The sequence below is a fragment of the Clostridiales bacterium FE2011 genome, assembly GCA_017569305.1.
Lineage (GTDB): Bacteria > Bacillota > Clostridia > Christensenellales > Aristaeellaceae > Aristaeella.
This window is the reverse complement of record CP069418.1, coordinates 975,590-988,985: the sequence shown is the minus strand read 5'-3', so window position 1 is coordinate 988,985 and position 13,396 is coordinate 975,590. Positions and strand designations below refer to the sequence as shown.

The 13,396-nt window shown below is 55.8% G+C and carries 12 protein-coding genes; 9 read left to right on the top strand and 3 right to left on the bottom strand.

Going from position 1 to position 13,396, the window contains the following annotated elements:
• Positions 1–31 precede the first annotated feature (31 nt).
• The 7 genes from JRC49_04695 (at position 32) to JRC49_04665 (ending at position 6,686) form a co-directional block, all read left to right on the top strand.
• Complete coding sequence (locus JRC49_04695) at positions 32–940, top strand: carbohydrate ABC transporter permease (protein QTE72794.1); 909 nt, start codon at positions 32–34, stop codon at positions 938–940.
• 77 nt (positions 941–1,017) lie between these two features.
• On the top strand, positions 1,018–2,526 hold the full coding sequence (locus JRC49_04690; protein QTE72123.1) for an extracellular solute-binding protein: 1,509 nt from the start codon (positions 1,018–1,020) through the stop codon (positions 2,524–2,526).
• Between the two features lie 79 nt (positions 2,527–2,605).
• Positions 2,606–3,406 carry a polysaccharide deacetylase family protein gene (locus tag JRC49_04685; protein ID QTE72122.1) on the top strand — a complete coding sequence of 267 codons (801 nt, stop codon included), beginning with the start codon at positions 2,606–2,608 and terminating at the stop codon, positions 3,404–3,406.
• A gap of 19 nt (positions 3,407–3,425) precedes the next feature.
• Entirely contained in the window at positions 3,426–4,487 is a 1,062-nt protein-coding gene (locus JRC49_04680; GenBank protein ID QTE72121.1) for a hypothetical protein, read from the top strand.
• A 4-nt stretch (positions 4,488–4,491) separates the two neighbouring features.
• Positions 4,492–5,148 carry a rhamnogalacturonan acetylesterase gene (locus tag JRC49_04675; GenBank protein QTE72120.1) on the top strand — a complete coding sequence of 219 codons (657 nt, stop codon included), beginning with the start codon at positions 4,492–4,494 and terminating at the stop codon, positions 5,146–5,148.
• A gap of 21 nt (positions 5,149–5,169) precedes the next feature.
• Complete coding sequence (locus tag JRC49_04670) at positions 5,170–6,009, top strand: sugar phosphate isomerase/epimerase (GenBank protein ID QTE72119.1); 840 nt, start codon at positions 5,170–5,172, stop codon at positions 6,007–6,009.
• Positions 6,010–6,023: 14 nt separating this feature from the next.
• The gene (locus JRC49_04665; protein ID QTE72118.1) at positions 6,024–6,686 is read left to right on the top strand and encodes a rhamnogalacturonan acetylesterase; all 663 of its coding nucleotides are present in this window, start codon (positions 6,024–6,026) and stop codon (positions 6,684–6,686) included.
• Here JRC49_04665 and JRC49_04660 read toward each other — a convergent pair whose 3' ends face one another.
• Complete coding sequence (locus tag JRC49_04660) at positions 6,687–9,365, bottom strand: hypothetical protein (GenBank protein QTE72117.1); 2,679 nt, start codon at positions 9,363–9,365, stop codon at positions 6,687–6,689.
• 243 nt (positions 9,366–9,608) lie between these two features.
• On the opposite strand from JRC49_04660, the gene JRC49_04655 reads away from it, so the two are divergent.
• Complete coding sequence (locus JRC49_04655) at positions 9,609–10,964, top strand: polysaccharide deacetylase family protein (GenBank protein QTE72116.1); 1,356 nt, start codon at positions 9,609–9,611, stop codon at positions 10,962–10,964.
• Here the strand turns inward: JRC49_04655 and JRC49_04650 are convergent.
• Positions 10,955–11,920, bottom strand: coding sequence for a hypothetical protein (locus JRC49_04650; protein QTE72115.1), 966 nt, complete (start codon positions 11,918–11,920; stop codon positions 10,955–10,957). The genes JRC49_04655 and JRC49_04650 overlap by 10 nt on opposite strands.
• Here JRC49_04650 and JRC49_04645 point away from each other — a divergent pair.
• Positions 11,919–12,584: a hypothetical protein gene (locus JRC49_04645; GenBank protein QTE72114.1), complete on the top strand. Its 666-nt coding sequence runs from the start codon at positions 11,919–11,921 to the stop codon at positions 12,582–12,584. The genes JRC49_04650 and JRC49_04645 overlap by 2 nt on opposite strands.
• Positions 12,585–12,676: 92 nt before the next feature.
• Here JRC49_04645 and JRC49_04640 read toward each other — a convergent pair whose 3' ends face one another.
• Entirely contained in the window at positions 12,677–13,387 is a 711-nt protein-coding gene (locus tag JRC49_04640; protein ID QTE72113.1) for an MgtC/SapB family protein, read from the bottom strand.
• Between the last annotated feature and the right edge of the window lie 9 nt (positions 13,388–13,396).

The window sequence follows — 13,396 nt, the reverse complement described above, 5'->3', positions numbered from 1 at the left end:
CATCATCATCAACGGCAAGGACATCACGAAGATGAAGATCTCCAGCGGTCCGGTCGGCCAGAATGCCACGCTGGGCAGCAGGATCTTCGACGTGATGAACTACCTGATTGTTACCCTGATTGCCCTGACGACGCTGTTCCCCTTCATTTACATTATCAGCGCGTCCTTTGCCACGGAATATGAAATCACAACCCGGCCGATGTTCATCATCCCGCAGGATGTGACCCTGAACGCTTACAAGTTTATCTTCTCCTCGAACAAAATCCTGCAAGGTTTCCGCAATTCGATTTTCATCACCGTCTGCGGTACGGCCATCAACCTGTTTTTCACGGTGACCATGGCCTATGCCCTGTCCAAGAAGCGGCTGCGCGGACGGAACTTCTTCCTGAATATGGTCATCATCTCCATGTTCTTTTCCGGCGGCATGATCCCGGGCTATATCATCATCGCCAACGTCCTGAACCTGAAGAATACCTTCTGGGCCGTACTGCTGCCCGGGGCGATCTCCTCCTATAACCTGATGATTGTCAAGAATTTCTTCCAGGGGATTCCCCAGGAACTGGAGGAGTCTGCGGCCATCGACGGCAGCACCGATATCGGAATCCTGTGGAAGATTGTACTTCCGCTTTCCCTGCCCGTGCTGGCTACCTTCGGCCTGTTCTATGCCGTGGGTCACTGGAACGCCTATTTCGGTGCCATGATCTATATGACCGGCGCCAAGGAAAAGTGGCCGCTGCAGGTGCTGCTGCGGGAACTGATCATCCTGGCCAACGGCTCCGCAGGCGATATCACCAACATGGATCCGGAATTCATCCAGCCCCCGGAACAGTCCGTCAAGATGGCGGTTATTGTGGTTTCCACCGTGCCGATCATGTGCGTCTATCCCTTCCTGCAGAAGTATTTCGTGAAGGGCGTTATGGTCGGCGCACTAAAAGGATGAACCTCTTTCCAAAGGTTGTCCGCAGCGCTGGGTAACGCTGCTGAATGATATCAATTATTTATAAGGAGGAAATACCCATGAAGAAACTGGTCTCTGTTCTCCTGGCGCTGCTGCTTGCCCTCGGCATGATGAGCTTCGCCTCTGCGGATGAACCCCTTGTGGTTACCGTGCTGCTGCCCGAATTCACGATGGACGTGGATTTTGTGGCGGAGAATAACCCCATCCTGGACGCGATTGAGGAAGCAACCGGCGTTCGCCTCCAGATCACCTGGGCTCCGAACGAAAACTATGGTGATATCCTGAATACCACCATGGCGGACAAGGATCTGCCGATGCTGATTGCCGCGACCGACGCGCGCAGCCCGCTGATCATGAACTCCGCCCGCGCAGGCGCTTTCTGGGATCTGACCGATTACGTCTCCGACGCGGAAAACTATCCGAACCTGGCCCTTGGTGACAGCCAGATCTACAACAACATCTCCGTGGACGGCCGCGTATACGGCATCTATCGTACCCGCAACTATCCCCGCGGCGGTGCCTACTACCGCTCCGATATCGCCAAGGAAGTCGGCTTCGACAAGGAAGTCAAGACCCTGGACGACCTGACCGAGCTGGCTGAAGCGCTGGCCAAGTACAGCGATGACACCTATGCCCTGAATATCTGCTCCTATACCGCCGGCACGATCAGCTTCATCACCGTGGCTTACGGCGCTCCCAACAACTGGGGTGTTGACGAGAACGGCAACATCTATCCCGCACATCTGTCTCCCGCTTACCTGGAAGGCCTGAACTGGCTGCGCCATCTGTATGAAATCGGCGGCATCGACCCCAACTTCGCACAGATCTCCACCAACGACTGGAACGACATCGAGCGCACCAACAAGGCGTTCATGCGGTTTGACTGCCTGGACAATGCCTACCGTCAGCAGGAATGGTTCGAAAACAATGTGGAAGGCGTTACCGAAACGATCTTCGCACAGGTCGGACCGCTGGCCAAGGCTGACGGCTCCATCACCATCTGGCCCCAGAACCCCGGCTTCTCCGGTGAAATCCTGGTGACCAAGTCCGTTAAGGCGGAAGACATGGAAAAGGTCATGAAGTTCCTTGACTGGTGCAACAGCGACGCCGGTATCTCCATGCTGAACCTGGGCGTTGAAAATGTGACCTACTGGATGGGTGATGACGGATACCGCATTGATATTTCCAAGCTGCCCGAAGAAGAGTACAATGAAAAGAGCAACGCGGGCAAACAGTTCCTGCATGACCTGAACCAGCTGAACATGGGCGTCTCCTACCACGCGGTGGAACCCGCCATGAAGCTGAGCGAGTCCCGTCAGCGCTTTGCTGACCTGAACGTGGAACTGGCTCCCTACGCGGTGCTGGATCCCTGCTATCCGCTGGTCAGCCAGACCAACATCGACTACGGCGCCCAGCTGAGCCCCATCATCTCTGACGCGGCTGTGCAGTACATTGCCGGCATCATTGATGAAGCCGGACTCCGCGCTGCATGGGCAGACTGGGCCGCACAGGGCGGAGACGCCATGACCCAGGAGTACAACGAAGCTTATCACGCTGCTCAGCAGTAAGCTCTGAAACGCATTCCGGGGCTGCCGCAGATGCGGCAGCCCCTCCCTTCATGAGAAGGAACATCACAGGAGGCAGACGATGAACCGGATTTATTGCTGCTTTCCCGGCGGAAAGCATAAAGCCCTGACCCTGAGCTATGACGACGGACGCACGCAGGACCGCCGCCTGGTGGACATTTTCAACCGGAACGGGATCAAAGGAACTTTCCATCTGAACAGCGGGTTGTTTGACAGGGGAGACAGGGTCCTGCCGGAAGAGATTTCCACCCTGTACGCAGGACATGAAGTAGCCTGCCATACCGTGACCCATCCCACCATTGCCCGCTGCCCCCTGCCGGAAGTGGCGCAGGAGGTGCTGGCAGACCGTAAATTCCTGGAGAAACAGACAGGATATCCTGTACGGGGCCTCAGTTATCCGAACGGTTCCGTGACCCGGGATATCGAGAAACTTCTCCCATCCCTGGGAATCCGCTATTCCCGGGTGGTGGGCTCTTCGGACAGCTTTGCGCTGCCGGAAAACCCCTACCGCTGGCAGGCGACCTGCCACCACAATCACAGGCTGCTGGAGCTTGGAGAACAGTTCCTGGACCTATACAAAAAGCAGTATCTGTACCTGATGTACGTCTGGGGACACAGCTATGAATTTGACGATAAAGACAACTGGGACCTGATGGAAGAATTCTGCGCCATGATGGGCGGGAAGGCTGATATCTGGTACTGTACCAATATAGAGTTCATGGACTGCATGGACGATTTCGCCCGCCTGCAGTTTGCGGCGGACAACAGCTTCGTTTTCAATCCCAATGCACGGGATTGCTGGATTGCGGTCAATGACGGGATGATTGTATGCGTTCCCGCCGGCAAGACCGTAACGCTATAACACAGGAGGACCTGAAAATATGGAAATCTATCGCGATCCGGTTACGGGCTATGAAATCCGGCGCTACGCCAACGGCCCTGAAAGAAATGCCAAACTGTACTTCACCTGCGAGAATTTCTCCGTGGATGACAAATACTTCTTCTTCATGAAGCAGCAGCTGGAAGGAAAGACCGACGGCGGATGCTACCGGGCCAATGTGGAAACCGGTGAAATCGACCGGGTGACGGATTACTCCTTCCGGGGCTTTGCCACGGACCGGGAAAAGAATATCGGCTACACCTGCAAAAACGAGACGGAAGTGTATGCCGTGGATCTGGCCACCAATGAAATGACGAAGATCGGCGATCTGCCGAAGGGCGGCCAGATTACGGGCCACCTGACGGCATCCGCTTCAGGCCGGATCGCCTGCAGCTATCACCTGGCGAACAAGTATTACGGCCTGGTGATCATGGATCCCGGAAAGGAAGCGGAAGTGGTCTACCAGAGCGATTACCGCCTGGGCCACGCACAGATCTGCCCGTCGGATGAGAACCTGATCTTCTATATCCACGAGACTGAAGGGGACGCCTTCCAGCGTACCTGGATGTTTGACGTGAAGGAACGGTATGTGCGTCCCTACTACGTGGAGCATCCCAGCGAGTGGATCACCCATGAGGTGTGGTCTTCCGACGGTACGGAAATGGCGCTGATGAAGCTGGATCCAGCCGGATTTGTGGACGGCAGCAAGGGAGAATTCCATACCGGCAACATCATCATCGGCGATAAGGACGGACGGCATTTTGACATCGCTGCGCAAAGCATGCAGATCCTCCATCCCTGTATCAGCCGGGATCACAAGTGGCTGTGCGCCGACCGGATCAGCTACCTGGGCACCACGGTCCAGGAGGGTGTGGTTCTCTTTGAGCGGGCCACCGGCAAATCGAAGTTCATTGCTTTCACCGGCAGCTGCAAGACCGGTGCGGATCACCAGCATCCTTCCTTCAACCGCAGGGGAGACCAGATCCTCTTCTCCAATCCCGATGAGAACGGAGTGGGACAGGTCTGCGTGATTGACCTGAAACAGGTCTGGCAGGATTGGTAAGCCTATGGCTGCAATCTATATCATCGGCGACTCCACGGTGGAGGATAACAAACCGCCGTTCCGCGGCTGGGGATGGGCACTGCCGAAATATGTGAAGGAAGGCGTGGAGGTACGAAACCATGCGCTTTCCGGCTGCAGCACCCGCAGCTTCCGGGCGGAAGGCCTCTGGGATCCGGTGGAGAAAGGACTGTCCGCAGGGGATCTCCTGCTGATCCAGTTCGGCCATAACGATGAAAAGGATGACGAGCGCCATACAGATCCGGATACCACCTATCCGGAAAACCTGTGGCGTTACTGCGAAGCCGCGATGGAACGCGGCGCGTATCCCGTGCTGCTGACGCCGGTTTCCCGCCGGTTCTTTGTAGGCGGCGGCGCCATGCTGTATACCCACGGGGAATATCCCCGGGCAGTACGGAAGCTGGCGGAAGAAAAGAATATTCCCCTGATTGACCTGAAGAAGGACAGCCGGGAACTGTATCTCTCCCTTGGGGAGGAGAAAACAGCGGAGCTCTTTGTACGCCTTGCACCCGGGGAGAACCCGGACTTCCCGGACGGACACGACGATAAAACCCATTTCAACGCATACGGCGCGGAGGAAATCTGCCGCCTGGTTGTGAACGGCATGCGGCGCATCCCTGCCTGTGTTCCGTTCCTGAAATAACCGCGACAGCCGGAGGTATTCATGAATATCGGAATTCGTCTTCACGATACGGAACCCGGAAGCTTAAAGGAGCGCCTGGCGTTTGCACGGGCGCAGGGCTTTTCCTGCGCGCATGTGGCACTGAGCAAGGTGCTGGACGATTTCGCCATGGAAGACGCACCGGAGAAACTGACGGATGAATATGCGCTTCGCGTCCGGAAGGAATTTGATGAATCTGGCCTGGAATGCGCAGTGCTGGGCTGCTACCTGAACCTGGCGGATCCGAATCCGGAACGCAGGGCACAGACTCAGGAAATCTACAAAGCACACCTGCGCTTCGCGGCAAAGATCGGCGCCCGGGTTGTGGGCACAGAGACCTATGCCAACCCTGAATCAGCTTTTTCAGATCCGGCACCGCAGAGCGAGGAAGCTTTCCGGCTGCAGCTGGACAGCCTGAAACCTGTTGTCCGCTGCGCGGAGGAATGCGGGGCGGTGCTGGCGGTGGAACCGGTCTGGTGCCATATCATTTCCACCCCGGAACGAGCGGCACGCATGCTGGAAGAGCTGCCCTCCGAAAACCTGCAGATTATCCTGGATGCAGTGAACCTGATTGCACCGGAAGAGGCGGACCGGGCGGAGGACATCATCCGCAATGCCATCTCCATGCTGGGAGACCGGGTGCGGATCCTGCATATGAAGGATTATGTGATTACTCCGCAAGGCGAAATGGACGCCTGCGCCTGCGGCCTGGGCTCCATGCGGTATGAACAGCTGCTGACCTTTGCGGCAGCGCGTGGCCTGCCCATGACGCTGGAAAACACCGTGCCTGAAAATGCGGAAGAAGCAAGGCTTTACCTGGAACGGGCTGCCGGAAAACTGTGAGCGGGGAAGAAAACATGCAAATTTTTATCTGCGGCGATTCCACCGCCGCCTCCTATCGAGCCGGGGAAACCAGGATGGTTGGCTGGGGGCAGTTGCTGGGGGATTTTCTTCCCGGGGTTTCCGTTGTGAATCTGGCGATGGCCGGGCGGAGCACGAAAACCTTCCTGGCTGAAAACAGGCTGCAGCCGGCGGAAAAAGCATGCCCCGGCGACCTGATCCTGATTCAGTTTGCCCATAATGATGAGAATGAAAAAAAGCCGGAGCGCTATGCGGCACCCTGGACGGAGTATACGGAGAATCTTCGCTTTTTTATCCGCTTTGCGAGGGAAAGGAACGCAGTACCGATCCTGCTGACATCCATCTGCATGCGGATCTGGCAGGACGGGAAACTGCAGCCGACCCATGGGGAATACCCGGCGGCCATGCGGTCTGTGGCGGAAGAAATGCAGGTTCCGCTGATCGACCTGTACTCGGAAAGTTTCCGGATCGTCGAAGCAATGGGAGAAGAGGGGAGCAAAGCCCTGTTTATGCATTTCTCTCCCGGTGAGGATCCTGCTTATCCGGAAGGGCTGCAGGACAACGCGCATACGCAGCGGGCCGGCGCGGAGCGCTTTGCTGCCGCCGCGGCCCGGGAACTGAAGACCCTGGGATATATTTTACCGGCAGAAAAGGAATAATTAACGGAAGGGAAGAAACTCCGCCGCTGTTTCAAGGCTGAGTTCTTCTTCTGGCTGGAACAGATCTGAAGCCATATAGTCATATATGGCTTTTTGTAATGCCCTGACGTTCGGTGACTGCTCCTGCTGGTGCAGGCCCAGGGAGGAAACCATCAGGCGTCCGCTGCCGCAGCGGCATTCAAACAGCTGGGCCATCGGGCGGAGCAGGGCGCAGGAATCCATTTCCGTGATAATGGCTTTCATCCTCCGGGGAAGGAGAAGAGCCCGCTGGCACGCCATGGGATGCCATTGCCAGGTACTCCAGCTTTCTGTGGGGAAAGCCCGGAACAAGGGGTGATCCTTATCGATGAGCTGCCCCATGCATCCGGACTGGGTGGGGAAGGTGCAGACCGACCAGAAATCCGGGGTGAACTGTGCCTGGACAGAGCAGGGGAGCGCTTCCGCCGTACTGTCTGGCGCAAGGTATACTTTTCCGCCGGAGGCAAGCACCTGCCGGGCGGCTTCATCCAGTACGCGGCATTCCAGGACATCCGCCGGGCAAACCGGCTTTTCATCCGGATAGACCCAGAGCGGATAAGTGTTGCTGCTTCCGCAGTACTGCAGGGACAGGGTCAGCTGTACGGCTTCATCCTGACGGGGCAGACGGAGGGTGATTTCAGCTGTTCCGGACAGGGAACCGGCCGGAACACGGATGGATTCTGTTCCGCCGGAAAGAGCAGTCCCTTCTCCGGAAAGAACCCAGGTACAGGGACCATCCAGATCCGTTTTGCCATAGTTGGCGATCCGCACGGGGACGGAGATCTCCTCACCGGCGGTGAAAACATACCGGGGCAGCAGCGCCAGGGGCAGTACATCCCGGAAGAACGCAGCGAACCGTGTGGGATCTGCAAAAGGATACGGCTTGGGCTGCAGGTGTGTATTCATCATGCCTACCAGCGCGGTGCCCTGACCCGGGAAATCCTGCAGGCTCAGCAGGGAGATGCCGCTGAAATCTTCCGTGCGCAGGGCGGCTTCCACTTCCGCCCGGTAGCACTGCAGCGCGTTTTCGCCTGTGGCACTGACCATGCGGGGCCAGATCTTTTCCAGTCCGGCAGAACGCATTTTCTGTTCCATCCGCCTCAGGTTGCCGGGAACGGTCACGCCGCGGTAATCCCGGATTTCACTGAAGTCCGGAAGTACTTCGTACTGCCCGACCTCGAAGGAGAAGACAGGGTGGGCTGAATTTGCACGGAGCCTTGTCATTACAGCAGAATAATCGATGCAGGCGTTCGGGTTAGCCTGGTTCAGCCAGCCCTGGAAGTTTGCGGAGGCGGCGCGGAGCATTTGCCCCCGGTCATCGCTGGAAGTATAGAAATCATCCGACGGATTCGGCCCTTTTGCACCATAGAAAGCGTTGGATCCGGAAGTATACAGTCTTGTCGGATCCATTTCCCGAAGCTCCCGCAGCAGGCAGTCGATATACGGACGGAATTCGTCACGGAAATGCAGTTCGTTGCCAAAGCTGAGCATAACAAAGGACGGGTGGTTTGCCAGATGGCGGAGGATCTGCCTGGCTTCGGCTGCGTAATAGCTTTGGGCTTCCTCTGTGGCGAAGGCATCCTTTGGATCCCAGTGGGAAAGCTCGGGCTGCATCAGCATGCCCAGCTTGTCCGCGGCAGTAAAGGCGGCTTCCGGCGGACAATGGCTGTGAAAGCGTACGCAGTTCACGCCATATGACCGGTATTTTTCCAGAATGGCCGTCCACGTGTCCACATCTGTCGGGATGTATCCTGTTTCGGGATAGGCGGCACAGTTTGTTTCGCCGCGGAGGAAGATACGCCTTCCGTTCAGGGTCAGGTGACCGTCACGGGCAGCGAAATTGCGCACACCGAAAGATACGGTCCGGCTCTCCAGTCCTTCTCCACTGACGGTCAGGGGATACAGGTTTCCTTCCTCCAGATCCCAGAAGCGGATCTCCGGGCGCAGCCGGGCAGTACATGCGACTTCAAAGGTTCCGACCCTGGACGGGAGAAGTATCTCCGGTTCTTCCTGCAGGGCCGGGGAGACGATATGAAGCGGGCCGTCCACGGGACGGGACAGGTTCAGCCCGATCCGGATGTCCACCCGGCCGTCCCCGGGATAAACACGGATTCCGGCAATATAATCCGGCTTCTCAATCCTCAGGCGGAGATACCCGGTGATGCCGTTCCAGTTTGTCTGGGTTTCATCTGAAGCGGCGGAAGCATATACGATGGCATCCCGGGGCCAGCCGGGATAGCTGTTGTCTGAAAGCAGGGTAAATTCATCCTCGCCTGTGACCAGGCCGGTTACTTCAAAAACAGCAGGGGCGGAAAGACAGACCGGCTCCACGGCAGGGACTTCCTGACCGTTGACGATGAGCCGCAGACGGCGGGCTCGTTCACATTCCAGAAAGACGCGGCAGTCAGCAGAGCAGCCCCAGGAGACTTTCCGGCTGAACTTTGCCTGGCCTTCGAAGGAATACCTGCGGGTCAGGCGCGTGACAATAGGATCGCCTTCCTGCCAGAAGCCAAGCTTTTTGACTTCCTCTGCCTGCCATTGTTTATGGGGATCATCCGGCAGGCCGAAGCCGCCCTCATCCAGTGTTCCGGGCAGACGGATTTCTCCGGACTGCCCCGGGATGGAGCATTCCCAGATACCCGACAGATCAACGGTTCTCATGGCCATTTACCTCAGATTTTTACTGCCCTTATCATACCCCGGACCGGCCGCTTCAGCAAGGCAATTTATCTGATATTGCCGATATCATAAGATGTTTTTGACGGCAATTCGGTATACTTCATATGATTTGTCAGTATTTTTTTGAAAAACGGGTACAAATTTGCGTTTTTCTGGTATAATCCTTGACAAAAGGCAATGAGACCCGGTTCTATAAGCTGATTGAGGAAGTAACGTGATATGCAAATGAAAAAGATCCGATGGCTTTTACTGTGCATTTTGGCTTTATCTGTTTTTGTATCCGCAGCCGCAGCAGAACGGACGATCCCGGATGTGCTGAAGGTGACGCAGGAGGTCAAAAGCTACAGGGCAAAGGGCTATCGGATCGTTACCTATTCAGAACTGCAGTCCGCCAGGGAAGACGTGAATGACGTGATCAATGGCAGGGTGGCGGCACTGAAAGAAGAAGCAGAAGCGATGGTACCGGAGGGACAGGATTTCAACAAGAGATGTGCCCATGCGGATATCTATACACAGATTACCCGGACCGGTGACCGCTGGCTGAGCTTCCATGTATGCGCACAGACCTCGGCAAAGAGCAACCAGAACTGGGTGAAATGTGAAGATTATACCTACGATATGGAATCCGGCCGGCTGATCCGGCTGGGAGATATTATCCGTGAGGAGGGCTGGGAGAAACTGCTGGATGAAATCCGGAAGCAGGTAGAGGAAAGCTTTCCTGAAGACAAACCAAATGAGAAAGCGCTGAACGCGATTTGCAGCCGTGAAAGCCTGACGGAGGCCGGGTTCATCGTGACTCCCGGGCATCTGGCACTGTTTTTCCCCGCGGCAGACGTGTATCCTGCCCATGCCGAGGCGCTCCTGCGGGTGGAAATCTATGTGCCGGAGCTGCGTGAAATCCTGACGGAAGAGGCACGGAAAGAAACAGACTGCACCGGCTACAAGCTGGTTGCACTGACCTATGACGACGGCCCCGGAAAGGGGACAACCAGGGGCGTGCTGAGTTCATCCGTCCGCCATCCCGGGCAGGTGACCTTCTTTACGACAGGGCACCGCCTGGAGGGCAATGCCGAGATGCTTCATATGGAGTTTGACGCCGGTCACAGCGTGCAAAGCCATACCTGGGCACATGCCACCAAAGGCGTGACAACGGAAAAGGTGACTGACTGGGAAACGCAGTATAACGAGACTATGGGCAGCATCATCGGCAGGCTCCCGATCATGATGCGTCCTCCGGGAGGAAACTGGAAGGGATACGTCAATTCAGGCACCGAGCTGGCCCAGATCCTGTGGGATACCAATTCCACGGATTCGTCCGCCGGTGAAGGAAAACAGGACATGCTGGGCTGCTGCGGCCGCGCCAGCATTGCCTGTGACGGAAGTATCGTGCTTTTCCACGATGTCAAAATCTATGCCGGGGATCTGGCGGAACGATCCATGCGGTTCTTTGAGCAGGAAAACATGCTGCTTGTGACCGTCAATGACCTGTGTGCGCTGCGCGGCGTTTCGCTGAAAGCCGGGACCGTATTGCAAAACTGCCCGCCGGAAGGAACGGAAGTAAGCATTCAGGCTCACCGGTAAGCGTACATACCGTCGCTTCCGACAATCAGGCCGCGGTACATCTCAATGGACAGGAGATGTTTTCCGCCGGGTGTTTCAAAAGAGTATATCCAGGTGCCGCCGGTGACAGAAGTGTCATCGGCTTTTTCCATGACCCTGCTGTTCATGGCGATGCAACGGACCCACTCTGCTTCTTCAGGAGAGACCTCTGCCAGCTCAGCACCTGTCTCGCAGTCTGTGAAATACGCTGTGATGACAGCGGTATCGAGACCGTCGCGCAGACCGTGACAGAACTTCCAGACCGGAGGCTGCTCTTCATCATTATCCGGGCCGTTTGGATAGGAGGCATGGGTGATGGAGACCAGGTTTCCGTTCTCGAAAATGCCGGAAGTGTTATAAGCATTGAAAGGGTTTTCATCCGCCTGCAGCGAATTAAGGAATTCTTCAGCGCTTAAAGGCATATCTTCTTCACCTGAAACGACGGGGGTGTACCTGAAACTGTCCGGCAGGGGAAGAAGAACCTTTGCAAAGCCCACAGACGTGACAGGAATCCAGTCGTTGACAACGGCGATAAAGGAGCCATCTTTGCAGGACTCGAAAACTATATAACCGTCGAAGACTTCTTCGGGACAGATTTCAAAGGCAGTGACGGAGCCTGGTGAATCCGGATCCGTATGCGGAATGATTTCCTTTACGGTCCAGGACCGGTCATTGACCAGAATCCGGTTTCCGGGCTTGAGTGTACGGATCTGTTTCGCATCGTAATGATCCTGCAGATACAGAACAGCAATGAAGTATCCGCCGTTACCGATCCGGTCTGTGCTCCGGAAGGAGAGCCGGAATTCGCCGTTGCCCTGGTCGAGACTGTCATGATCAACCGGGATGGGACGGATTTCCGCGGCACAGGCACAGGCGACGAAGCAGAGCGTGAGCAGCAGGACCAGCAGGATTGCGGTCAGGATCTGATTGCGTTTCATGGGGATTCCTCCTTACGGGTCGGTGGAGATGGTTTTCAGTGCTTTCACTCTGTATGACGCATGGGAGCAGGAAAAGTTCCACAAAAAGCAGTTGAAGAACGTGTATGTTTTATGGGTAAAAGGAGGATTCAGTTTGATACCGGAAAATGCTTTTTTCCACGGTACGGTAATCGGCGGACTGGACACGATCCTCGCCAACGCAAAATCCCATGTTGACGGGAGCAAAGTCGCGTACTTTACGACGGACAGGGTATACGCGCTTGTCTGCTGCAGAAGCAGGCAGGAGAACTTTGTCACCATGGGACTGAGGGATGGAATCCAAACTTATTTTGAACGGTTTCCCGATCAGCTGAAGGTCCTGTATGACGGAAAAGAAGGCTTTATTTACAGGCCTGTATCTGCGGAGACACTGAAAAACACCAGAGGTCATAGCTGGGAGAGCTCCGTGGACGTTCCGGTCGTCCTTCTGGAACATATCCACAACGTCTATGCAGAGATCCTGAAGGAGGAAGCGGCCGGGAATGTGATGATCCGCCGCTATGCCGATATTGATCCGGATGAACAGAAGGAAGTTGCCAACTGTTTCCGTGATGATCTGAACGATCCTCTTTTCGCTGAATACCGTGATTTCATCTATGAGCATTTTTCACCCTTGTGGGATTGATCTGCGTATATGAAAAGCCCGATCCTCGTTGTAAAAGGATCGGGCTTTTTGAACATTGCTGAAGCTGCGCATCTGTATGCGCCTGATTCCGTTTATACGTTCCGGGTTCTGACGGTTCTGATGTTCGGATGCTCGGACAGGATCGTAATCAAATCCTGGTATTCCGTTTTGCCGGGCATGGACAGCGTATATACGTTTGTATAAATATTCTGTCCATCCTGTGTATTTTCCGCGTGAAAATCCTGATCAAGGATTTTGACTTCCATCTGGTCAAACGTGTCCCGGATGTATTTCAGCGTTTCATTCCGATGAATAAACTGGATTTCAAGCCGCTTGTAGGTATTCACATGTACGATCTGCTGCATCATCTTCAGCACGGCCATGACCACCAGACAGGCTACCAGCGCCATGGTGGTGAATCCGGCACCGACAGCCAGGCCCAGGCAGGCGGCGCACCACAGGGAGGCCGCGGTGGTGAGGCCGGAGATCCGACGGTCGGCAATGATGATTGTTCCGGCACCCAGGAAACCGACGCCTGATACAATCTGTGCTGTCAGACGCCCTACGCTGACATTGATTTGAGATGCACCAAGCGCTACCACATGGGCAATGGTCTGCTGTTCCACCAGACCGATCAGCGCGGCACCCAGGCAGACCAGCACATGCGTCCGCATGCCTGCCGGCCTGTTTTTCATTTCCCGTTCGACACCGATAATGGCTCCGAAGATGACCGCGGCCACGATTCTGAGAACCATCTGCCAGAAAGAAAGCGGTTCTCCAAAAGTTACCCAGTCAAAAACCATACTATACCT